A 22,445-nucleotide genomic window follows, 5' to 3' on the forward strand; every position below is an offset into this window, starting at 1 on the left:
GGCAGGTCTGGCCTGCTAAAACAAAACCAACTATGTCTATTTTTAAAGGAATTATCCTGTTTGCCATTTTTACATGGCTTGCATTTCCTTGTTTTTCCCAAACAAAGCCACTTATCGGGCAGGTTTTGGATAGCCTCAATCGGCCGATTGCCTATGCAAATGTGGTGGCTATCAACCAAAGCACGCAGAAAATAGGCGGCTTTGGGATTACCAATGAGGAGGGTAGATTCAAGGTGACTCTGGCACAAGGTTCTCAGTATTTGCTTAGAGTTTCTTTCGTCGGATATCAGCAATTTGAAAGACTGATTACCGAATGGGATTCTGAGGTTCAAATGCAGATCGTGCTCAAGCAAAGCGATACCGAGCTTGGATTGGTAGAAGTGGTTTCAGAAATGCCCGTGACCATGCGAGGGGACACACTGACTTATAAAACCGACGCATTTACCACAGGTACTGAACGGAAATTGGGAGATATTCTCGAAAAACTTCCGGGTTTTCAGATCGATGACAATGGAGATGTGAAAGTGCAGGGAAAGAAGGTTGACAAAGTACTGATCGATGGCAAAACTTTCTTCGATGGAGACACAAAACTCGCCACCAAAAACCTCCCTGCCAATGCCGTGGATCGGGTTCAGGTTTTGAAAAACTTCAATGAAATCTCTCCAATTAGGGGAATGGACAATGACGAGACGCTGGCACTGAATATTCAACTCAAAGACGGGAAAAAGAATATGGTGTTCGGTGATGTTACCGCCGGAGCAGGACCTCAGGAGCGGTATTTAGCCCATACGAATGCTTTTTATTATGCACCAAAACTCAATCTAAACCTCATCGCCGGTTCCAATAATGTAGGAGAACAGACATTCACCCTACAGGATTATTTCCGATTCAGTGGAGGAATGGCAGGTTTGGGTGGAAGATCCGGTTCACGAGTAAATATTGGTGGGGATGATTTTGGTATTCCTATGGCGAGTAGGGATAATGCGGCTTCGCTTGAAACCACACTCGGAGCTTTCAATTTTAACTTCAACCCAAGCAAAAAGTGGCGGCATTCCGGCTTTTTGATAGGATCTAGTTCTGATAATAGGCTTGGCAGTTCATCCTTTAGAACCTATCTGAATTCAGGTGAAAACAATCAGGAATTACTGACCTCCGCAAGCCGGGTGGAGAATAAATCCGGTTTGCTGAAATATGCACTCACGTTCACTCCAAAGGAAGAAACCTATTTCAAATACAGCTTTTTCGGAAAGCTAGCTGATATCGAAAATGGCAATCTTTTGAACTCCAATTTTGGGAAAATCAATCAAAATCTCGCGACTGTTCAGACTAGAATGCCCTACAGTGTGCAGCAAAAAGCGGAGTGGTATCATGCACCGAGTGCCAAGCGGGTCTTTTCCATGGAGGCCAATTGGGAAAAGAAATTCCAGGATCCACTCTATGATCTGACCTCCAACTTGAAACCGTTCGTGGGGCTTTTTCCAGTATTGGATCAAAAGAGCTACCGATTTCTGCAGCGACAGGATATCCATACCCAAACGATAGAAGGAGCTTTCAATTACTATCAAATCTTAAATGCCACCAACCATCTGAATTGGTCATTGGGTTATCAAAAAATTTCTCAAAGTTTGATTGGGCGCTTGGATCAAGTCGATTCCGAACAGGTTTTTGAGGAGTTTGAAAATGATGCGGATTTTGGTTTTCAGGATATCTACCTAGGAATGACTTATAAGACCAAATGGAAAAAGTTCATCATCAGTCCTTCTGTTTTCCTTCATCGCTATGCTTGGCAGGATCAGCAATTTGAAAGTGATTTGAGCTATAATAAAGTCTTGGCCCTTCCCGGATTTTATTCCAAATGGAATATCAAATCCACCAAATCTCTGACTTACCGTTTCCAGACAGAGGCTAATTTCATGGATATTCAAAAGTTAGCGCAGGGATTGGTGCTGCAGGATTACAACTCGATTTTCCAGGGAAATCAAATGCTCGAAAATGGACTTTTTTACAATCACACCCTTAATTACAGCCATTTCGACATGTTTTCAGGATTGAATTTCTTTGGAAATGCCAGTTGGCAACGAAAACGAAATGAGCTCATCACCACAACAGATTTTGCAGGGATTAATCGACTACTTTCTGTCCTCAACGTGGAACCTGTCAATGAAACGATCAATGGAGATTTGCGAATGGATAAGCGATATAGCAGATTTAAATTAGCTGCAGGAGGTCGCTGGAATACTTTCTCCACCAACCTGATTTTGGATGAAAGACCTATTCGAAACGAGCAGTTTTCTCAAACCTATGATTTCAAGATCACTTCTACCTTTTTCAAGGTTATGGAAGTGGATTTGGGCTATGCCATTACTACCAACAATTACAATTCCGGAGCGCTTTCAAATACCTTCTCCACCCATAGTCCAAAAGTTGAGATTGACTTGGATATCTATAAAGGCTTGAAATTGAATGCGGATTATACCTACAACTCCTACCTCAATCAAGCCAGCGGAATCAGAAGCGATTTCGAGTTTTTGAATGCTTTTCTAGGATATCAGGGCAAAAAAAGTCCTTGGGAGTTTCGGGTTTCAGTTTGGAATATATTAGATACCCGATCGATTCGAAGGGATAGTTTCAGTGAAAACCTGATCAGTACCTATTCTTATTTGGTTCAACCGAGGTATGGATTGCTGACTGTGAAGTATGATTTGTGAAGGATTGGAAGATTTTAAAATTGAAACATTGCAAGATTGAACTCATCAGACAATGCGTTTTTAAAGACAAAATGGATCTTTAATCTGATTCAATGTTGGTTATTCGCTACTTAGCCAATAGGTCAAAATGGCCTCGACTTCGCTCGGCCACCGGATTTCAGGTTATTAAGGGGAGGGAGGAAAATGTGGCTGCGCCACATTTTCCTCCCTCCCCTAAAAACAAAAACTAACGGACACCGAGCGAAGTCGAGGTGATACTTAATAAAATTTGGCTACTGGCAGAATTGCGTATATACATATTGATTATCCTTGAATACTGGAAAAATAAAGAGGAACATAAAAAAAAGGTCCGAGATTTCTCTCAGACCTAATTTTTCAATTTTTCAATCAAATAATCAAATAATCAAATAATCAAATAATCAAATTGTTGCAACCAATTTCACATCCAAAGTCACCTCATCGTAAATCATTCGATCTCCAAGGTTTTCGAAGAAGTTTCCAGAACGGAACTTGATGTCGTAGTGAGTTCTGTCAAATTTGATTACTCCAGTCGCAGTCAATTTATTTCCTGCTACAGCAACTTTAGCTGGGAAAGTCACCGGTTTGGTAGTCCCTTTGATAGTCAAATCACCTGTGATGGTGTAATCAGTGGCACTTGTGGACTTGACGTCGGTGATTTTGAATGTAGATCTGTTGAATTTTTCTACTGAAAAGAAATCGTCTGACTTCAAGTGATTAGTCAGATTGCCTTTTGATTTTTCGTCAGTAAGATCCTCAACGGTCAGGTTGACCATGTCCATTTCGAATGAGCCTCCGGTTATCTTACCATTTGAGTAGTCAAGGTTAGCGTCAGCAATTGGCACATAGCCCCAGTGCTTACCGGTAACTTTGGCCGCTTCCCAGGTTACAGTGCTTTCGGATTTATTTACTTGTGCAGGGGCAAGGGAGTCATTTGTAGCAAGTAGCGTCCCAAATGCAAGGATTAATGTGGTAATCAGTTTCATGTGTCTATAATTTGATTGGTTTGATTAATATTTAGAAATGAATTGCATGATTTAAAATATAGACTTGAATTAAGAATAAAAGTTTAACGGTGATGGTCTCCAGAGTTCGTGGTTTTTGATTAGAGGCAATTTTTTTGTTTGAACTGCCCTTATAAAATTTGCTGGAGCAATACTTGGCAATTTCTGACAAATCAATTAATTGAAATCCAATACTCAATTGTTTGGTATTATATCCTAAAAAAAAACCAATGAATTAGTAATTCAGAGGTAGTCAATGGATAATTCTTTTGGAACTTTCCCGAAAAGGAAATTTAAACATTAAGAATATGAGAGCGATAATTAAAGTGTTAATTGTTTGTTATTCAGTTACCAATCTCATCAGCTGTGGGCCAATTTTGTATTCAACTGTAGGTCAAAATGTTCCCCTTTTGCAAGAAAAAGGAGAATTCAGTGGACAAATTGGCTACGGAGAAAGTAGCGGTGTTTGGTCTGCAAATGGAGCGGGAATCCAAGGTGCATATGCAGTCTCCAAAAATGTAGGTGTAATTTCCAGTTTTTATTCGCTTGGATCAGACAGGGATGAAGATTATGATTGGCAAGGTAAAGGTTCATATTTCGAATTAGGGGCGGGTATTTTTGGGGGAATTCAAAACAGTAAATTTAGGTTTGAGGGATTTGGAGGATTGGGTACTGGCTCAATTAAAAATAAATCTTTGGAAAGAAATAGTGATTTTATCAACGTGAAATACATTAAACCATTTGTTCAGCCAAGCTTAGCGTTTTCCTCGAAATATTTTGAACTGGCTGTTACTCCCAGAATAGTGTATCTCTCTTACACTTCACGGGATGATTTCTTTTTCACCCCAACTGCTGATCAAATTAATCCGAATCAATTTTTCGACAAAAACCATAATAAAATAGTTTTTGAACCGGGGATTATGATCCGTGGAGGATTTCCTGGAGCCAAACTTGAGCTTCAATACAATTTCTCCAACCTCAAAGAGGCTTCAAAAGAACAAAGCGTGATTCACAATAATTATTTTTCAATCGGATTACGATTTGTTTTTGCTAATCGGACGCTTGAAAAGGAGTAAATAATGAAAAAAATTACCCAACCAAAAGACCAAATTCTACCTTCCCGTGCCCATCCGGAGTCGTGTAAAAAGGCCGCTGTTCGATTTCGTAATTCTTGTCGGCTGGAATTCCTAAGGCATGATAAATCGTTTGATGTATTCCATCGATTTTGATCGGATTCTCAATGGTCTTGCAAGGTCTTTCGTCGGCAGTTTTGCCAAAGACATGTCCTCGCTTAATTCCTCCTCCAAACATCAGAACTGAACATCCGTCGGTGAAATGACGATGCATCCCATAATTCTTCATGTCTTCGATGATATCCGGAACTTCGACCTGATCCAACACTTTAAGTCCTGGCCGACCTTCCGTCAACATATCTCGACTGAACTCACTTGCTACTATGACCATCGTCCGATCCAGCTTTCCACTCTGATCGAGATCTTTGATCAGTTGGGCAATGGGTGAATCGATCATTTTTTTCATATCCTTGAGTCGGGTGTGACCATTGTCATGGGTATCCCAACCGAAAAACGGTTCGTATTCCGTCGTAACGGTAATGTATCTCGCTCCTTGATCAACCAGCCTTCGAGCAAGCAGACAACCCAATCCAAATCGTCCGCCCGTATCATATTTCTCATAGCTTTCCTTGGGTTCCAAGCTGAGATCAAAAGCTTTCGCCTCAGGCGAATTCAAGAGCATATAAGCCTGCTCCATGGATTGCTTCAGGGATTCTTTCTGATAATCCGAACCGAATTCTCCCATCGGTCCAGCCGAGATCAAATCCTTGTAAAGCTGATTTCTGGATTCAAAACGCTTGGAATCCATCCCAACGGGAGGTCGGACGGCATCCAATCCTGCGGTAGGATCAGGAATCAAGAACGGTCCATACTCCGAACCTAAAAAACCGGCACTGTGAAATGCTTTTAACTCTTCACCTTCACCCACTGTAAATCGCTGACCGATATTGATAAAGGGCGGAATGACTGGATTAAGCGGGCCTTTTTCTTTGGCAATCCAGCTGCCTAAATGAGGAACTACTACCGACTGTGGAGGCTCGTAGCAAGTATGGAAATGATATTGGTGGCGCGTATGAAGTATGTGTCCCAAATCAGCAGCTTGATAGGATCGGATCAAAGTTCCTTTATCCATCACTGAGGCGATATTTTCAAGTCCTTCGGAAAAGGAAATACCATCGAGGCTGGTGGGGATAGATGGAAAAGTGCTTAATACTTCATTCGCTTCCATGCCTTTGCGAAAAGCCGTGTATTTCTTTGGGTCGAAAGTCTCGGTATGTGCCATACCCCCCGCCATAAAAAGCAGGATCACCGAATCAGCAGTGCTTGGGATTTTGCTTTCGCAGGATGAAAGTAAACCTGCCAACGGCGCTCTCATTCCCATGGTCGCCACGGCTGCTGCGCTGGTTTTTTTGAGGAAATCACGTCTGGTATGGAAGGTTTTCATAGTCGATTAATTTTATTTACCGTTAAGGGTGGACACTTCCTAAGGCTTCCGAGGCAATGATTTTCTTTATGAACGGAAAGAGAATATCTGCCTTTGAGAAAAGAAGCGTTTACCGAGGCTAAAATTGGAGATTCTTCCGTCCTCGGTCTTCGGTCTTCCCGCCCAGAAACCAAAACGAATCCTACCATTTGCCTCCAATTGAAGATCTTAGCTATGCTCATCAATAAATCATTTGAAACTCTGGTAGTAGTAGAATTGCCCAGAGAAAATCCTGAACTTCAGCTATCTCTGGCGTTTTTCCGAATACTTTTTTCGCAAGTGCCAGCTCTTTTTCTGTAGGCTTTCGAAGAAGTGCTCTTGCATAAAGTTCCTTCGTCAGCTTGTCAGAATCAGGGAAATTCTCCACCCAATTCTTTCCTCCCTTTTCCAGGGTGTTGTTTAGCCGTTCACCGTTGCTAAGTTCCAGCGCTTGAAGCAAACTTGCCTGAGAATCCCGACTAGTAGAAACGATTTCCCGGTTGGGTCGGCCAAGTGATTTGAGAAAATCATTGTTTGCTACCAAAGAAGCCCTGGCAAAACCCAAATTACTTTTAGCTTCAGGAATCAACTGATAAGGGCGGAATTTGACTTCCACAGAATCAAATAAGGGAGCCGATATTCCACTCACAGCATCAGAAAACTGCTCGGCAGTCATCCTCCTTCGGGTCATTCCCTCAAACTTGAAGTCTTCTGCCAAAAGCAAGTCAGGCGAAGCGAGTGGAATGGACTGACTTTGGTAAATTTTGGATGTAGCAATCTGAAAAACCAGACGTTTGAGATCGTATCCATTTTCCACAAAATCAACTGCAAGCCAATCCAACAGATCCTGACTCCAAGGCTGATTATCCATTTCGTCAGCAGGCTCCACGATTCCTCTACCCATCATTTGCTTCCAAATTCTATTGACCACTGTTCGGTACATACGACCATTGACAGGTTGAACAAGTTGATCGGCGAGCTGTCGAAGCTTTTCAGCCTTACTTGCAGCAGAATCGATTTCCCCCAATTCTTCCCAGAGGATTTTGGTTTTGGCCAATTTGCCTGTTGGCTGCTCGCATCTGCTAACTTCCAGCGTGCTGTCTGCGAAGATGTTGGCAAAAGCATAGGCTTCTTCCAGTTTCCAGTCGCTGATAAAACTGTCGTGGCAAGAGGCGCATTTTAGGTTCAAACCCAAAAGCACCTGTCCAACATTTTGTGCTGCTTGCATCTCAGTTCGTTGTGAAGCATTTACGGTTCCTCGCCACCGGATACCTTCGATGAAGCCTTTGGATTTGTCGTTGGGATTGAGCAATTCCCTGACAAACTGATCATAGGGTTTATTATCTCGAATTGCAGTGTACAACCAACCTGTGATTGCGAAGCGACCCTTTGTAATATAGCCTGTTCCGGTGTAATCATTGCGCAGTGCATCATTCCAGAAAGTCAACCAATGTTGAGCGAAATCATCTTTTCGATTGAGTAATGCTTCAATTAGGATTTCTCTTTTGTCAGGGTTTTGATCTTTTTCAAAAGCTGCCAATTCTTCAGGTGATGGCAGAAGTCCAATCACATCCAGATAAACCCTACGGAGGAATGTTCGGTCATCTACAGCCTTACTCCAGGAGAGTTGATTTTGCTCAAAGTATTGATCCACCCAGCGATCTATCGGGTTTTCCAGTCCAGCTTTTGCGGTGGGCAAATCTGGTTTCCTCGGAGCCAAAGCTGCGACTCTATATACAGATTGTTGTGCTACACCATCCGGCCAAGGAGCACCTTTTTCCACCCAAAGCCGAAGCATTTGGATTTCATCTTTGCTGAGTGGTTTGCCTTTGGAGGGCATCACTTCTTTGTGATTTTTTGGGAGAGAAATGCGGCGAATCAATTCACTTTCATCAGGTTTTCCGGGGATGATTACTTTTCCTTTTTTGCCTCCGGCAAAAACAAATTCCTTTTCATCCAATCGAAGTTCTCCTTCGATTTTGGCTCCGGAGTGGCATTTGTAGCAATTGTGAGCGAGAACTGATCGGACATTGGTGACGAGTTGGATTTCTTTTTCTGGGGAAAGGTCAGATGCAAAGTTTGCCAAATTCACTGTCAAGGACTGTGGAGGTTCTAATTCCTGATTTCTAGGTAAAACTTCGGTCAGAAAATCTTCACCATGAGTCAAAGAGGCTCCGAAGTGACCTGCGACTCCGATACCTATTCCTGTGAAAAACAAAAGTGTCCTGTATGTTTTGATCGCAGATTCAGAAGGGACCAATTCACTTTTTCTCAAGAAAATCAAAAGTAAAAGACTCAGTCCGGCACTGCCAATTCCAATAATTCGATGAATGTCAACGGTGCTTCCGGTTACCCCTTCATTTTCGGCCAAAAGCAATCCCATAAAAGCAGTAAGTACAGCAGACAAGGCTCCCAAAACCACCAAGAACTTGATTCCTGCTCGTAGTGGATGACGGAATTTGCCTAGGGTAAAAAGCTCCATCAAGACTGCTACCAACAGCAGCCCAATAGGGAAATGGACCAGCATGGGGTGAAGTCTGCCGAATAGTTGGAGTGGCCAGAAATCCGAAAGTAAATTACTAACAAGAATAAGTGTGGAAATGGGAATCGATTCCATTAAATGGTAAACTAAAAACAAGCCAATCATAGAAGCCATCCTCTGAAATTCATGAACCAAAAATATAAGCCTTTATGCTTATTAATCCGTCCTTAGCTCGGCTTTTTATCCATTTAGAAGAGAAAATTTTGAAAGCCTGTAGCGAGAAAGAAGGTTATTCCGTCTTTAGCTCAAAAACCAACCACTGATATATGAAATCATCGTATCTATTTTTAGCCTGTCTGATTTTTATCGCTAGCTGCATTGAAAAAAATGAGTTTGCATCCGTACTTGAAACTGATCCACTGACTAAAAATGGTGAAATTTTTATAGATGAATCGGGTGAAGAATATTGGATGGGCTGTGAAAACTCTTGGGGGAGACGGCTGGGGTGATGGTGGATTTGTTTGGGCGGATTATGAGGCGTTTGATAATGTTTTTGATTTGAATAATCCATTCCGAGTACTTTGCCAGGCTTTCGTTGGGTTGAATTAGATAGATCAGGATGCACAATAACCAAACCGAGTGCATAGTCGGTGATTATGTAAATTTTTGGCGATTCTGACTACAACTCTCTTATTTTCAAATTCCGAAAAGAAATTCCTTTAGCCCAGTCTTGCAGGGCAATATGTCCTTTGGAAGATTTTCCAAATTCCGGATAGTCTTTAAAGTTTGAGTTAGCAACGGTGTCAGCCCAAGCCTGTGACTTAAAGTCCACTTCTGTCGTCAATACGCCATTCAAGAAAAACTGTGTTTTTCCGTCTATTTGAATGATTTTGGATTTGTTCCACTCAGAAGATGATTTGGTCTCGGCAGGATTTTTTTGAGGATAGAAATTATATAGGCAGCCTGATTTTTTCAAAGGCACATCCACTTCCGCATGTGAATTTGACAGCAGTTGATATTCCGGACCCGTTGCCCAGGCTGTTTTGATTTCCGGTTTTTCTACTACGTTTATGAATACACCGCTGTTCCCTCCCTCTTCGATTTTCCAATCAAATACAAATTCAAAGTTTTCGTATTGCGCGTCAGTAAGTAAGTCAGCAGGATCATTGGTTTTTTTCGGATTGCATTTAAGCTCTCCATTGACTGCCTCCCAAGCAGATTCGCCTTTTCCTTTGTTATAAATATGCCATCCATCTAAAGTGGACCCGTCAAACAGCAATTTCCAGCCTTCTTCTTTTTCAGCATTAGAAAGGTGATTGTCCTTAATCATTTCAGGTTCTGAAGTAGATGTTTCTGGGGTTTTTGATTGGCAGGACCAAATTGAGAGGGATATGATGTATGCTAGTATGAGAATTGGGTTATGTAACTTCATTTTTGCTGGGTTTGGGTGAGGTTAAGAATACAAATGCATGGTTGGTAAAGTTGCTACGATTAATGGAAAATTAAAAAGGCATAAACGGTGGGTCAAGCCGAGCGAAGTCGAGGACCCTTCGACTCCGCTCAGGGTGACCCCAGCTTGGTCATATATCCGTAATCATCATTCACCGATTTTAAATAATAGTTTTTTCAAGTTCAGAGTGACTAGTACAATTTTTTAGATAAAAAGGTCGGAATAAAAGAAATCCCCTTGACTTTTTAATGCCAAGGGGAAAGTGGTTTACTCTTCAATCTTATTTTTAAACTCAATCTCCAAGATACTCATTAGTACTTCTTCTCCTTTGGCGTCAGAATTTTTGAAGATAAAGTAGAGATCCTGCATGCCTTTAGTCGGTTTTATTTTGACGATTGCACGACTTGCATTTTGCCTTCTCCAGTCTATCGGATTCACACCCTGTGGAGGTCTGAATCCTGCTGGTGCTTTTCTGCCGATCTTCACCGATTGGCCGAGTAGCTCTCCAGTCGGTGATCCTGAGCGGATTTCCACCGAACCTCCGATTGCGCCGTTTCGCTCAGTGATAGTACTCAACACATCGATTTGCTGCACACCCGTGAGGTCTATCTGCTTCATGGAAAACTGGGAATTATCGCCCACCATCATGAAACTAATGTTAGGTGTTGTCAAGAGTTGAACTCCTTTTCTATCAACCGAGCTCTGAGGATCAATAAATGGATTTTTCAAAGCAACGAAGTCTAATCCATACAATGAACCGATATTTCCAGCGCCTTTATCGGAATAAGACGCTCTGAGTAGGAAGCTGCCTTGGGCGTTTTCTCCTTCAGGAATTACTGCATTTACTTGCCCACTCAAAGGCAAGGAAGCGATGTTGGCTTGGGTGTCATCCATCGCCAAGATGTAATCGACCATTCTTCTGGCATCTGTCTCGCTCATCGAAGGGTGAGCGCTCATGCCATGATCTCCCCAAACTCCAGAACCTCCATTGATGATTTTACCTATTAGGTATTTGGTGTTTTCTTCAGAGTTAGGATACTTTTCTGCTACTGCCTGATAGCTTGGGCCGATTGATTTTTCATTGTATTGGTGGCAAGACTTACAGTCGCTTGCTTCGATCAGGTTTTTACCAAGATTCAGAATTGCTGCATTTTCGACACCACTTTGCTTGGAAGCAATCTCAATCGGGTCAAATCCGGCCGGAACGTAATCAAAAGTCACGGCTACTTCCTCAGCTTTAATTTTTCCGTCAGCTGTACTTCCATCTTCTTTGTCAGCCACGGAAATACTATAGTTTAGTTCTTTTTCCCCAAACCAGAAACTTCGGTTCATACCTCCAAAATCAATGGCAACTACAGGCGGCTCATTACCTGCGATTACTTCTAAAGAAGATGAATTTTTCTCTCCTTTGGTATCGGTGACAGTAAGATTTACTTGGTAAGTTCCGGCTTCAGAGAAGGTGAAACTTGGATTAACTTCAGTCAAAGTCTGATTAAATCCCGATCCATTGGTTATTTTCCATTCATAGGAAAGTTTGCCTTGATCGTAATCATCAAAGTCGTTCGTTCCCTCTGAAGAGAAATTGACAGTCAAAGGAACAGCTCCTGAGGTTTTGTCAGCTCCGACACTGACATTCGGCTTGCGGTTGCCTTTGTTGTACTGGATTTTAATGATGCGGGAATTGGCATTACCCCGGAACCAAGCCGAGCCATATTCAAGGATATAAAGCGAGCCATCCGGTCCGAAGTCCATATCAATTGCCGAGCTAAAAGTTTCATTTGGTAGAAATCGCTCCATGCTTTCGTAGTCGCTATTTTTATCCATCGAAACGGCATAAATCAAGTCCACGATAAGCCACTTTCCCTCATAATATGAGGGTAATGTATAGGGTGAATCAGCTTTAAAATCAGCCTTTCTGAAAACCGGTCCACCTGTAGCGCTACGGCCCGAGCTTCCCAATTGTGGAAATACTTCAGAAACACCATAAGGATAATAAATCATAGCGGGCATAACCGGAGTAGGTAATTCTCTCAATCCAGTATTGTTGACAGATTCATTGACGGGTGCATTGACATCGTAGGGAGCACCATAGGAGCTATCTGCGTGATTATGCCTTGTGTAGGGAAAATTGTCACCAATAAAATATGGCCAACCGAAGAATCCTGGGCCTTTTGCCTGATTGAATTCGTCATATCCTTTTGGACCCCAGATAGAATCTACCGAAGCGTCCGGGCCGACTTCACCCCAATAGAGGTAGCCAGTTTTGCTGTCCAATGTCGGTCTCCAAGGATTTCTATGACCCATGGTGTAGATCTCAGGTTTGGTTTTTTCTGTTCCTACGGGAAAAAGATTGCCCTTAGGAATGGTGTATGTTCCATCATCTTCCGGATGGATTCTTAGGATTTTTCCTCTCAAATCGTTGGTGTTGCCCGGTGCACGCTGATCATCGGCATTTTCCATTCCCGGTCTTTCGTCAAGATTTGAAGTTCCTTCGCGTGGATTGACCGTATTGTTTCCAACAGTTAGAAAAAGATTTCCTTCCGCATCAAAGACCATTCCTCCACCGGTATGGCAGCATTCTTCGCGTTGGGTTGGGAATTCCAAGACGATTTTCTTGGAGGAATCGATCAATTCGTTGCCTTTGAGTTCCCATCTTGCCAAGATATGCTTAGCATCAGTCGGATCTGCATAATACATGTAGATCCAGTTGTTTTTGGCGTAGTCAGGGTGTGCGATTACACCCATTAGGCCTTCTTCTGCTTCACGCACCACTCCAGCTTTGTTGGTGTATTTGGTATTGACGGGGATCGTGGCTACGAGCATTACTTCACCGGTTTTTTCATCCAATATTTTCACTCCGCCTTTTCTTTCCACGAAGAGAATTCGGCTTTCCGGCAAAAAGGTCATTTCCATCGGTTCGTCCATCCCTTCGGTCAAGACCACTTTGGTAAAGCGATTGTCCTCAGGTTTTATTTTGGAGTCTTCCTCGGACTTGCAGGATAAAAATCCCACACTTAAGAAAAGTACCGGAAGTACCTTCCAAAGGAATTTATTTAACATAGGTTTTTGAGTTTGAAGTAAGAGCATTTTTCTATTGTCTCAATTTTGAACATAAGAATATCAAATTCCAATAGTTATTTCTGAGGCGGTCTGAAAGCAGGATAAATGAAGGGAGGAAATGATTGATTATTTGGGGGATAGCGAGATTTTTAGACTTCAATTTTTAGTAATGAGGAATTGCAGTTTTTCCATTTGTAAAAAAATGCGACAACCCATTTTTCAATTTTCTATATTTTGGTCTAAGTCAATTTGAAAATGAAAAAAATACTAATTCTCCTGCTCCTCCTTCCGGCATTTTCATTTGCTCAAAATCATGAAGCCAACATCAAGAAAATTTTTGATGCAGAACTTTCTCAGGGGCATACCTATGAAAATCTCCGCTACCTCACCAAAAACATTGGGCATCGTCTTGCCGGATCGCCAAGTGCTGCGGCTGCTGTGGAATGGACTCGCCAATTGATGGAAAGCTATGGGTTTGATACGGTTTACCTACAGCCGGTCATGGTTCCGCATTGGGTCAGAGGGGGCAAGGATATCGTGCGAATCACCAATTCTGAAAAGCACGGATCGGTGGAACTTACCGCACTTGCTCTCGGGAATACCCAAGGTACAGGGCCCGGAGGTTTAATTGGAGAAGTGATCGAAGTAAAAAGTCTGGAGGAATTAAGAAACCTTGGAACAAAAACACAGGGCAAAATTATTTTCCTGAATGGGGTGATGGATCCTACGAAAATAGACACATTTGAAGCTTACAGCGGTGCAGTCGGACTTCGTGGAGCGGGGGCATCCGAAGCTTCAAAACTTGGAGCAAAAGGCGTGGTGATCCGATCTGTGACAAACCGAATCGACGATGTTCCTCACACCGGAAATCAGCGGTATAATTCTGATTATCCAAAAATCCCGGCTATTGCGATCAGCACTCAGGCTGCCGAACTCCTGAGTAAACTTCTTAGCGAGCAGCCTAACCTGAAGCTTTACCTCGAATCTCATGGTCAAATGCTGGAAGACAAGCTTTCCTTCAATGTCATTGGTGAAATCCGAGGATCAGAAATACCTGGAGAAATCATTGCAGTGGGAGGTCATTTGGACTCATGGGATGTGGGAGAAGGTGCTCATGATGATGGCGGAGGCTGCATGCAAGGAATCGAAGTGCTAAGATTGTATAAGGAGCTAGGCTGGAAACCTAAGCGTACCATCCGTGCGGTGATGTGGATGAATGAGGAAAATGGGCTTCGTGGAGGTCAGGAGTATGCTCGGGTAGCCAAAGAAAAAGGCGAAAAGCACATTGCTGCGATTGAATCAGATTCCGGCGCATTTCTTCCTTTGGGTTTTTCATCTACCGGTACAGAGGAGCAAAGGGCAAAATTATTGAGTTGGAAACCTTACTTTTTACCGTATCAAATCTGGAATTTGGATAGGCCGGGTGGCGGTGCGGACATTGGTCCTCTACGGGATCAAGGACTGATTTTGATTGGTTTGAAGCCTGACTCTCAGAAATACTTCAACTATCATCACACCGCAGCTGATGTCTTTGAGGCGGTGGATCAGCGAGAACTTGAACTGGGTGCTGCGGCTATGGCTGCCTTGGTTTACCTATTGGAGCAAGAAGGAATTTGAAAACCTTAGATACTAAGTTTGGATGCCAATTCCTGAGATCAGTATTTTAATGCCGTATAAAAACGCGGCTGAGTGGATCTTTGATTGTCTGATTTCCATCCAAAATCAAAGTTTTGAAAACTGGGAAGTGATCGGAGTCAACGACTCTTCCACAGATGAAAGCGAAGAGATTTTCAGGGAGTTTCAGAAAAATGATCCTCGATTTAAAACCTTCCAAAATCCCGGAAAAGGAATAATTCCAGCCTTGGATTTTGCTTTTCACCAAAGTGAAGGAAAGTACATTTCGCGGATTGATGCTGATGATCTTATGCCTGAAAAACGGCTGGAGCAGATGCGGAACTTAATTTTAGATAGTCCAGAAAATACCGTGGTGACAGGTTTGGTTCAGTATTTTGCGGATCAGCCCATCAGTGAAGGATATCGATCCTACGAAAGCTGGATCAATGAGATCAATCTTAAAGGCCTTCAGTCCGAGAACATTTATCGGGAATGTGTGATAGCTTCGCCCAATTGGCTTACAAGCCGTGAAGTCATGGATTCAGTCGGCGGATTTAGCAAGCTGAGCTATCCGGAGGATTATGATCTGGTATTGAAATGGTATGAAAAAGCGGTGAATTTCCGGGTGGTACCGGAAGTCACTTTGCTCTGGAGGGAGCATTCGAAGCGCACTTCCAGGAATTCTGAAAACTATGCTCAAGAAGCTTTTTTTGAATTGAAAATCAAAGCGTTTTTGCGACTTGATTTTCGTCAAAATCTACTGATCGTTTGGGGTAAAAATCCGAAATCAAAATTGATATCGATGATTTTGGAAGCGAGAGATATTCCTTTTGAACATCATGACTTGCAGGATTACAGGAATGTGGAGAAGATCCAGAAACCTAAGATTTTGCTTGCGGTATACCCATCTGAAAATGAGCGAACACGGATTCAGAATTATCTGATTTCCATCAATTTAATGGAAGGCAAAGACTGGTGGTGGGTGTAAGTTTATGTTTTATTATTGTGAACTTTTCAATTTTTCCTCTGAAAAACTAAAATAAAGCTAGTTCTTGCAAAAAGTTTTCAAACTCTGCAAGGAGTCTTTATTTCCCAAGTGATGTCTAAAGTGAAGGTGAGTGTGTTGATGGCGGTATTTAATACCCCATTTGAATTGGTGAAAAGAGCACTGGATTCAGTGATCAATCAAGATTTTAGGGATTTTGAGCTTTTAATTGTGGATGATGGAAGTTGTGTAGATTTGAGTCATGCTCTGATTCGATACAGTTTTGATTATGAAGATAGGGTCAGCTATATCCGAAGTAGAAATGAAGGGCAATCCTTTGCCATCAATAGAGCTGTTCATTTTGCCAAAGGAGAATACATTACCATCATCGATGCGGATGATGAGTATAAGCCAAATCACTTGTCTTCTTGCCTACAAGAAATGGCTCATGCTGATCTGATTTCGTCGCTTACCGAAACCGTAGTTTCTAGCAATGAAGATTATTATGTGGCAGATAAATACGATTTGCACAAAAATATCCACGTAGATGATTGTATTCTTTTTGCAACGCTCTTTGGCAAAAAAGAAGTGTTCAAAAGTATTCGTTTTGAAAATAAATACTCCGCTGATTCACATTTTTATGAGCAGGCTTCGAAGAAATACACCGTCAAAAAATCCCTAAAGCGGACTTATATCTACTATCGAAATATTTCTTCCAGCATCACGGCTCTTCATAAGAAAAGTAGAGTATTGCAAAATTAAAGGATGTTGGAGTTTTCTGGTAATCTTGTTTGCGCGTCACTTTTCACTGGAAATTTTGATGTAAATCGGAGTGAGATCCTTCCACGAGATGATTTTCGACTAATTGAAAAATGGTGCCAGTCCATTCAAAATCTTGGATTAATCGGTTTAGTGTTTCACAATAATTTCTCAGAAAAAACGATTTCAGAAGTTCAGAACAGGTGTATTCGATTTATCAAGGTGGAGTTCAATACTAAGCTCAATGCAAACGTGTATCGCTATTTGGTTTATTTGGATTTTTTAAAAAAGCATGGACATAAAATTCAAAATGTCTTTTTCACCGACATTGCAGATGTAGAAGTTGTAAAAAATCCATTTATCGATCCCTTTTTCATTAAAAATTTTGATGGTCTTTTTTGTGGAGATGAAGATAAGCTATTGGACAATGCATGGATGCGAGACCACTGTACGCATTTGAGGAATTTGATCCCTGAGTTTGCCGAATTTGAACGAAAGAATAGAGCCGAGACCCTCCTGAACTGTGGTGTGATGGGTGGGAAAATTGAATTGGTGCTTTCGCTGATGGAGGAATTAGCCAGGATTCATACTCGGTACACAATCAGTAATCAGACGCCATTTACCCTGGACATGGGTGCGTTTAATTTCGTGGCGAGAACCCAATTTGGGGATCGACTCAAACATGGACCACCAATCAATACTCGATTCAAAAGCTATGAAGCCGAGCGGACAGATTGTTGGTTTAGGCACAAGTAGCTTCTGAAATGGGAGTAAGACTTGCCTGTTTATCCAGTTTAATGTTTAATTCTACTACCCGTTCTTCGGTTTTTGGAATTATTGGCTCTATTTATGGGGCTTTCATGAAACTAAAATCGAACAAAAAAGAAAAGCTAACCTTTTCTAAATAAATTATAGTTTTCGATTTTTTTCAAAATTGCTGGTTACTCAGAGTTAAGATTTCTTGTCTTTCCTCTTTCTGATTAGTTCCTACATAAAAAGATTAAACTTTTATGGCTTATAGTGATTCAAGGCTTGCCGCCATCCGGCTTTTTCGAAAAATTAGATTTGGGTGGATTTATACCTCTACCACTTTTGTGGGGAATTTTGGAATGGCATTGCTTCTCACTTCATTTTTCAGGGAGTTGGATTATGGTGTTGATATTAATTATGTTTTTTTCTTAAGTGTTTTGGCTATTGGGCTTTGGGTGACTGAGGCGATACCACCATTTGCAGTTGGGATTTTTATTATAGTCGGTTTGGTCTTTGGATTCGGGACTGACTTTATCGCAACGGAAATTAAAACACCAGTTGAGATGTACCTCGGTACTTGGACGAGCAGCGTGATTTGGCTGCTTTTGGGCGGATTTTTTTTGGCTGAAGGTATGAGCATCGCAGGATTGGATCGCTCCCTTTTTCGCTTTGCGGTTCGAAAATTTGGTACAAAACCCGACCGCCTTTTGCTTGGGTTGATGTTGACCACGGCATGTGGCAGTATGGTGATGTCCAACACAGCTACTACGGCCATGATGGTTTCATCCGTTTTGCCACTTGTTCATTTGATAGGTAAAAATTCTGCTTTCGCCAAGTCCCTTTTAGTGGGAATTCCAGCGGCCGCCACACTCGGCGGAATGGGAACTATAATAGGAAGTACTCCAAATGCCATTGCAGTGGGCGGGCTTCAAGGAATTGGGATTCATGTGACATTTGTTGAATGGATGATTTTTGGTGTTCCGATGGCTTTAATTTCTATTTATATTTTTTGGAGATTTTTGCAGCGGAAAATGAACTTGGGAGAACTTGGAGTTGATCTAAACCAAATCATGGGAGAAAGATCAGTACACAAGAAATTCGAACGAAATGCAGTCATTTTTGTATTGTTTGTGACAGTTTCGATGTGGATAACAGAGCCCATACATGGGATTCCGATTGCCGCCACATCTGCCATCCCAATCTTATTGTTGACTGTGCTTCAGGTAATCAAGGCCGAAGATGTCCGAAGACTTCCATGGGATACGCTGATGCTCGTCGCAGGAGGTCTTTCTTTGGGTATTGCCATGGTGGAAGTAGGGCTTACGGATATCATTATGTCAAAGATAGATGCACTTCCGATCCCGTTTTTCGGTGTTGCTTTGGTTTTTGCTCTGATCGCAGTCTTGATTTCCAACATCATGAGCAATACCGCTGCTGCATCAATCTTGGTCCCACTCGGATTGTCTCTTCCCGGAATTTGGGGCATGGCCGTGCCATTGATTGTAGCCTTGAGTTGTTCTTGTGCTTTGCTTTTGCCTGTTTCTACGCCTTCGAATGCCATTGCTTTTTCGACAGGAATGGTCGAACAAAAATCGTTCAGACCAGGTGGATTGCTAATGATTCTGATAGGTCCACTGATGGCTTTTGCCAGCGTGATGCTGTATTCTTGGATATTTTTTTAGGCAGAAAAAGCTTTAAGAAGTAGCTAGAACTATGAGTCTCTTGAAATTTCAAGAATCACATTCCCGATTTTCTTTTCAGAAGCCACATAAGTATAAGCCTCCCGAACTTGATCAAGTGGAAAAGTTCTATCCATCAAAGGTTTGAACTGACCTTTTAACAGCAGGTCTTGGATGTGGTTCATGCTATTCAAAATGTCCAATGGAAGTGGAAATACTACTTTTTTTCCTCTAAAAATCGGAGTGGTCAATGCTAATGTCAGATTTTCCCAGTTAGGACCAAGTTCAGATGAAATATAGATTCCTCCCGGCTTTAAAATTGACTTGCATAATGAAAACCTACTTTTCCCAACTGCATCTAACACAATATCGTATTCAATTTTCTCTTTTGTAAAATCTTCTTTTTCCAAAGCAATGACACGATCTGCACCGAGGGCCTTTACTTTCTCCACATTGTTTTCATGGCAAACGGCCGTTACCAAGATTCCTTGAGTTTTCATTAACTGAATGGCCGCCGAACCGATTGCACCTGTTCCACCATTGACTAAAACATGATTTCCAGGTACTAATTTTACTTTATTCAGAAAATTGTAAGCATAATGAGCAGCTTCAGCGCAGGCCACGATTTCCGCAAAACTGATTTCTTTAGGAATTTTCATTATGGCAGTTTTCACTGAAATGCACACAAATTCCCCCTGAGTACCGGCACCATTGTCTTGAAATCCCCACACTCGATCCCCAATTTTGAATTCAGTCACTTTTTCACCGACTTTGTCCACAATTCCCGCAAAATCCGTCCCGGTGACTGGTTTGGTAGGTTTTGGGAAACCAGCAAAAGCTCGCATGATGTATGGTTTTCCCGTCAACACGCCCAAATCTGTTCGGTTGACAGTCGCAGACATCACCTTGATGCGTACCTCATTTGCTTTGGGTTCGGGAACTGGAATTTCTAGGACTTGGATGGAATCGATCGGACCATAAGAATATCGAACGGCAGCTTTCATAGTGCTTCAGGAGGTTGGAGAAATTAGTTTTCGAGCCTGTCTTACTCAGGCAAGTATGAATTTGTCAACCAAATTAATAAAAATTGAAGCGAATTTTTTTGCCCTGATAATCAGTCCAGAAAAAGATCTCTTTTCTCAAAAGACAACTCCAGAAACCTTGATTTACGTTTCCTGAATAAAAAGTTAAAAATGAAGCAGATCCTTCTTGCAGTTATCTTGGGCACCATTTTATACTCTTGTTCCCCGGCGGTTTTTTCTCATATGAATGGGAATAAAATGGACAAACTAGAACTGGGAATGTCCAAACAACAGCTGACAGCTGTACTGGGCAGAGGATACACCATTGCGGAAAAACGAATAGAAGAAGGAAATCTTATCGAAGTGCTTTCCTATCGTAACTATCCACAGGAAAGGGAAATTTACCTTTTTGTATTTGCCAATAACTCGTTGCAAGAATGGTATCGCGAGATAGTGCCGGTCTATGAGGTGAGGGAGAATTAGGTCTGATATGTAAAGTGAAATCCAAAATAGTTCGACACCTCCCGAAATCGCATTGCTCATCGGGACTGTCGCTTCAGGGCCGTGAGGTTTCTTGTCATTGGTTTCAAATCCACGGGTTTCACCCGCGGCTAGGCCACGCCTGTGCGCCAGTGGCGTAGCGCACAGGTATTGAGAAGTTTGACCTCGTTCGGGGTCGAGAAAAAGACCGGAAATAATATGTAAGGAACTTGAATAATGACCACGGAGTGGTCGAACCTTTCAATAGCCCTAGGTGAAACCTAGGGATGAATGTAAACGGGTAACAGAATAACAACCCCGAAGGGTGTTGAACTTATTGAAAATGGAAATACAAATCCAAAAAAATGAAAAGTTGAAGAATTATCTAATCAAGCCTTAGCGGGATTCCTAAGATGAAAATAAACCGAATCCGTTGAGTGTTTTTTTATTGTTCTAAATATCCTTTTGTCGAATCCAAATAAATTATATAGTCATATTCTTTATTTAAAAATGTAATTACTAAATTATTTTCTTTCACCTCTTGATCGTAAACAGCGCCAATGTCCAGCATGAAAATCGAATCCTTTAGTTTGAGTAGATCTATTAATTTCCTAGTGTCCATTAAGAATTGTTTTGGTAATTCAGATTTCGTGATTTCTTGTTCTAATGTATTTTCATTATTCATATTCAAACTAAAATTAGATAAGTTTTCTTTTGAATCATTTAAATCATATGCTGTTACGTATCCTTTTCGAGTAGTTAGGCAAAAATTTATATATTTTTCTCCAAATTGCTCTTTGAGGTGACCTCCCATTACATCTCCTTTATTCTTTATTTGGAAATTATGTGACCATATAATAATTTTTGATTCAGGAGATTTACGAATAATCGAACCTAAATTGTTTGCCATGCTAAAATCTCTAATATTTATATAATTTGAGTTCTCCAAATAATATACATCATTTTCATACATATTTATAGCATTCATCGAATTGTTTAAATCAAATTGATGCCAATAAGCTAAACTATCGGATATTTTATCTTCTCTAAGATGTTCATCAACTATTTGTAGAGCAAGGTTTATTGATTTTTTTATTCGCTGGAACTCATCTAAAGAGGTATTAGAAAATTTTTTTCCAAGTTGATCTAAAGCTAAGGTGTCCAATTCTTGAAGTTGGTAAAATGTATTTGAATCACTCGGTAAATAATTTTTGACATATTCAAAAGGTTCATGTATTGTTTTTTGGACAAATTGCATGTCGATTCCGTAAATGGTTACAGGATTTTGACTTTTTGAATTATGTTCTTTAATCCAATTGAGTAGTTCTAAAAAAGGATAGTTGTTGAAGGCCCAATATTTAAGACCTTTTATTAATATTTCAATATCACCTTCACCACCATTTAACCATCTATTGATTTCTTTAACATCGGAATTATGGGCTTCGATCGCTAAAAGATTAAATTCGTGATTTTTAATTAGATCTTTTATGATTGAAGATTTAGTGATTGCGAATTCTATTGTCCCATGGGTTGCTTCACCTAAACCAATTATTTTAGCATTTCCTACTTCAATGGGAAGGGTAATTTTTTCAAGATTTTCAATTTTAGTATAATTCTTATTTACACAGGAGGTCAGTATAGATAATATAAGCATTAATTTTTTAACTTTCATATAACTACTTTTGATTTGCATAATCTGATTTTTCTAGCATTGACCTCATACTTGCAAACTGCCAACTTCCCTCTACCCATTAAAAATCAACTTAAAAGTAGTCCCTTCTCCAAGGGTAGACCGGACTTGGATATTGCCCTTGTGGCGACGCATGATTTGTCTGTTGAGACTGAGGCCGATGCCAAAGTTTTTCTTTTTAGTAGAGAAGAAATCTGAAGGCTGCTATT

At 41.2% G+C, this 22,445-nt stretch carries 16 protein-coding genes and 1 pseudogene; 9 read left to right on the forward strand and 8 right to left on the reverse strand.

Annotated elements, in window-relative coordinates; genetic code table 11:
* The first annotated feature begins 32 nt into the window (after positions 1-32).
* Positions 33-2,708, forward strand: a complete 2,676-nt coding sequence (locus ACK4HU_RS04525) for a carboxypeptidase regulatory-like domain-containing protein (RefSeq protein ID WP_409803698.1) — start codon at positions 33-35, stop codon at positions 2,706-2,708.
* Positions 2,709-3,127: 419 nt separating this feature from the next.
* Here ACK4HU_RS04525 and ACK4HU_RS04530 read toward each other — a convergent pair whose 3' ends face one another.
* Positions 3,128-3,712, reverse strand: coding sequence for a YceI family protein (locus tag ACK4HU_RS04530; protein WP_409803700.1), 585 nt, complete (start codon positions 3,710-3,712; stop codon positions 3,128-3,130).
* Positions 3,713-4,038: 326 nt separating this feature from the next.
* Here ACK4HU_RS04530 and ACK4HU_RS04535 point away from each other — a divergent pair, with 326 nt between their 5' ends.
* The gene (locus ACK4HU_RS04535; RefSeq protein ID WP_409803701.1) at positions 4,039-4,806 is read left to right on the forward strand and encodes a hypothetical protein; all 768 of its coding nucleotides are present in this window, start codon (positions 4,039-4,041) and stop codon (positions 4,804-4,806) included.
* Between the two features lie 13 nt (positions 4,807-4,819).
* Here the strand turns inward: ACK4HU_RS04535 and ACK4HU_RS04540 are convergent, their stop codons facing one another.
* Together ACK4HU_RS04540 and ACK4HU_RS04545 are read right to left on the reverse strand one after the other, a co-directional pair.
* Positions 4,820-6,247: a DUF1501 domain-containing protein gene (locus ACK4HU_RS04540; RefSeq protein ID WP_409803703.1), complete on the reverse strand. Its 1,428-nt coding sequence runs from the start codon at positions 6,245-6,247 to the stop codon at positions 4,820-4,822.
* Positions 6,248-6,467: 220 nt separating this feature from the next.
* Positions 6,468-8,882: a DUF1549 domain-containing protein gene (locus ACK4HU_RS04545; protein WP_409803705.1), complete on the reverse strand. Its 2,415-nt coding sequence runs from the start codon at positions 8,880-8,882 to the stop codon at positions 6,468-6,470.
* A gap of 312 nt (positions 8,883-9,194) precedes the next feature.
* Here ACK4HU_RS04545 and ACK4HU_RS04550 point away from each other — a divergent pair, with 312 nt between their 5' ends.
* The gene (locus ACK4HU_RS04550) at positions 9,195-9,356 is read left to right on the forward strand and encodes a hypothetical protein (protein ID WP_409803707.1); all 162 of its coding nucleotides are present in this window, start codon (positions 9,195-9,197) and stop codon (positions 9,354-9,356) included.
* A gap of 70 nt (positions 9,357-9,426) precedes the next feature.
* On the opposite strand, the gene ACK4HU_RS04555 is transcribed toward ACK4HU_RS04550, so the two are convergent.
* Together ACK4HU_RS04555 and ACK4HU_RS04560 are read right to left on the reverse strand one after the other, a co-directional pair.
* Positions 9,427-10,179: a DUF1080 domain-containing protein gene (locus ACK4HU_RS04555; protein WP_409803709.1), complete on the reverse strand. Its 753-nt coding sequence runs from the start codon at positions 10,177-10,179 to the stop codon at positions 9,427-9,429.
* Positions 10,180-10,464: 285 nt separating this feature from the next.
* Positions 10,465-13,257 (reverse strand): PQQ-dependent sugar dehydrogenase, encoded by a 2,793-nt coding sequence (locus ACK4HU_RS04560; RefSeq protein WP_409803711.1) that lies wholly within the window; start codon positions 13,255-13,257, stop codon positions 10,465-10,467.
* A gap of 255 nt (positions 13,258-13,512) precedes the next feature.
* On the opposite strand from ACK4HU_RS04560, the gene ACK4HU_RS04565 reads away from it, so the two are divergent.
* From ACK4HU_RS04565 to ACK4HU_RS04585, 5 genes are all read left to right on the forward strand, one after another.
* Positions 13,513-14,874: a M20/M25/M40 family metallo-hydrolase gene (locus ACK4HU_RS04565; protein ID WP_409803713.1), complete on the forward strand. Its 1,362-nt coding sequence runs from the start codon at positions 13,513-13,515 to the stop codon at positions 14,872-14,874.
* Between the two features lie 49 nt (positions 14,875-14,923).
* Positions 14,924-15,859: a glycosyltransferase family 2 protein gene (locus ACK4HU_RS04570; protein WP_409803715.1), complete on the forward strand. Its 936-nt coding sequence runs from the start codon at positions 14,924-14,926 to the stop codon at positions 15,857-15,859.
* Between the two features lie 111 nt (positions 15,860-15,970).
* Positions 15,971-16,618, forward strand: coding sequence for a glycosyltransferase family 2 protein (locus ACK4HU_RS04575; RefSeq protein ID WP_409803717.1), 648 nt, complete (start codon positions 15,971-15,973; stop codon positions 16,616-16,618).
* Positions 16,619-16,621: 3 nt separating this feature from the next.
* Positions 16,622-17,371, forward strand: a complete 750-nt coding sequence (locus tag ACK4HU_RS04580; protein ID WP_409803719.1) for a hypothetical protein — start codon at positions 16,622-16,624, stop codon at positions 17,369-17,371.
* A 254-nt stretch (positions 17,372-17,625) separates the two neighbouring features.
* Positions 17,626-19,047 (forward strand): SLC13 family permease, encoded by a 1,422-nt coding sequence (locus ACK4HU_RS04585; RefSeq protein ID WP_409803720.1) that lies wholly within the window; start codon positions 17,626-17,628, stop codon positions 19,045-19,047.
* Positions 19,048-19,076: 29 nt separating this feature from the next.
* Here the strand turns inward: ACK4HU_RS04585 and ACK4HU_RS04590 are convergent, their stop codons facing one another.
* Positions 19,077-20,048: an NAD(P)-dependent alcohol dehydrogenase gene (locus tag ACK4HU_RS04590; RefSeq protein WP_409803722.1), complete on the reverse strand. Its 972-nt coding sequence runs from the start codon at positions 20,046-20,048 to the stop codon at positions 19,077-19,079.
* A 189-nt stretch (positions 20,049-20,237) separates the two neighbouring features.
* On the opposite strand from ACK4HU_RS04590, the gene ACK4HU_RS04595 reads away from it, so the two are divergent.
* Entirely contained in the window at positions 20,238-20,549 is a 312-nt protein-coding gene (locus tag ACK4HU_RS04595) for a hypothetical protein (RefSeq protein ID WP_409803724.1), read from the forward strand.
* Positions 20,550-20,991: 442 nt separating this feature from the next.
* Here ACK4HU_RS04595 and ACK4HU_RS04600 read toward each other — a convergent pair whose 3' ends face one another.
* On the reverse strand, positions 20,992-22,218 hold the full coding sequence (locus ACK4HU_RS04600) for an erythromycin esterase family protein (protein ID WP_409803726.1): 1,227 nt from the start codon (positions 22,216-22,218) through the stop codon (positions 20,992-20,994).
* A gap of 72 nt (positions 22,219-22,290) precedes the next feature.
* A pseudogene (locus ACK4HU_RS04605) lies at positions 22,291-22,428 on the reverse strand (ATP-binding protein); the annotation flags it as partial.
* Positions 22,429-22,445: the final 17 nt, after the last annotated feature.

Source organism: Algoriphagus sp. (assembly GCF_046296635.1).
Lineage (GTDB): Bacteria > Bacteroidota > Bacteroidia > Cytophagales > Cyclobacteriaceae > Algoriphagus.

Coding starts and splice junctions, on each gene's coding strand:
- ACK4HU_RS04550 (WP_409803707.1), top strand. CDS start 9,195: ATGAATCGGGTGAAGAATATTGGATGGGCTGTGAAAACTCTTGGGGGA.
- ACK4HU_RS04585 (WP_409803720.1), top strand. CDS start 17,626: ATGGCTTATAGTGATTCAAGGCTTGCCGCCATCCGGCTTTTTCGAAAA.
- ACK4HU_RS04575 (WP_409803717.1), top strand. CDS start 15,971: ATGTCTAAAGTGAAGGTGAGTGTGTTGATGGCGGTATTTAATACCCCA.
- ACK4HU_RS04525 (WP_409803698.1), top strand. CDS start 33: ATGTCTATTTTTAAAGGAATTATCCTGTTTGCCATTTTTACATGGCTT.
- ACK4HU_RS04570 (WP_409803715.1), top strand. CDS start 14,924: ATGCCGTATAAAAACGCGGCTGAGTGGATCTTTGATTGTCTGATTTCC.
- ACK4HU_RS04590 (WP_409803722.1), bottom strand. CDS start 20,048: ATGAAAGCTGCCGTTCGATATTCTTATGGTCCGATCGATTCCATCCAA.
- ACK4HU_RS04560 (WP_409803711.1), bottom strand. CDS start 13,257: ATGTTAAATAAATTCCTTTGGAAGGTACTTCCGGTACTTTTCTTAAGT.
- ACK4HU_RS04595 (WP_409803724.1), top strand. CDS start 20,238: ATGAAGCAGATCCTTCTTGCAGTTATCTTGGGCACCATTTTATACTCT.
- ACK4HU_RS04545 (WP_409803705.1), bottom strand. CDS start 8,882: ATGGAATCGATTCCCATTTCCACACTTATTCTTGTTAGTAATTTACTT.
- ACK4HU_RS04565 (WP_409803713.1), top strand. CDS start 13,513: ATGAAAAAAATACTAATTCTCCTGCTCCTCCTTCCGGCATTTTCATTT.
- ACK4HU_RS04530 (WP_409803700.1), bottom strand. CDS start 3,712: ATGAAACTGATTACCACATTAATCCTTGCATTTGGGACGCTACTTGCT.
- ACK4HU_RS04555 (WP_409803709.1), bottom strand. CDS start 10,179: ATGAAGTTACATAACCCAATTCTCATACTAGCATACATCATATCCCTC.
- ACK4HU_RS04535 (WP_409803701.1), top strand. CDS start 4,039: ATGAGAGCGATAATTAAAGTGTTAATTGTTTGTTATTCAGTTACCAAT.
- ACK4HU_RS04600 (WP_409803726.1), bottom strand. CDS start 22,218: ATGAAAGTTAAAAAATTAATGCTTATATTATCTATACTGACCTCCTGT.
- ACK4HU_RS04540 (WP_409803703.1), bottom strand. CDS start 6,247: ATGAAAACCTTCCATACCAGACGTGATTTCCTCAAAAAAACCAGCGCA.
- ACK4HU_RS04580 (WP_409803719.1), top strand. CDS start 16,622: ATGTTGGAGTTTTCTGGTAATCTTGTTTGCGCGTCACTTTTCACTGGA.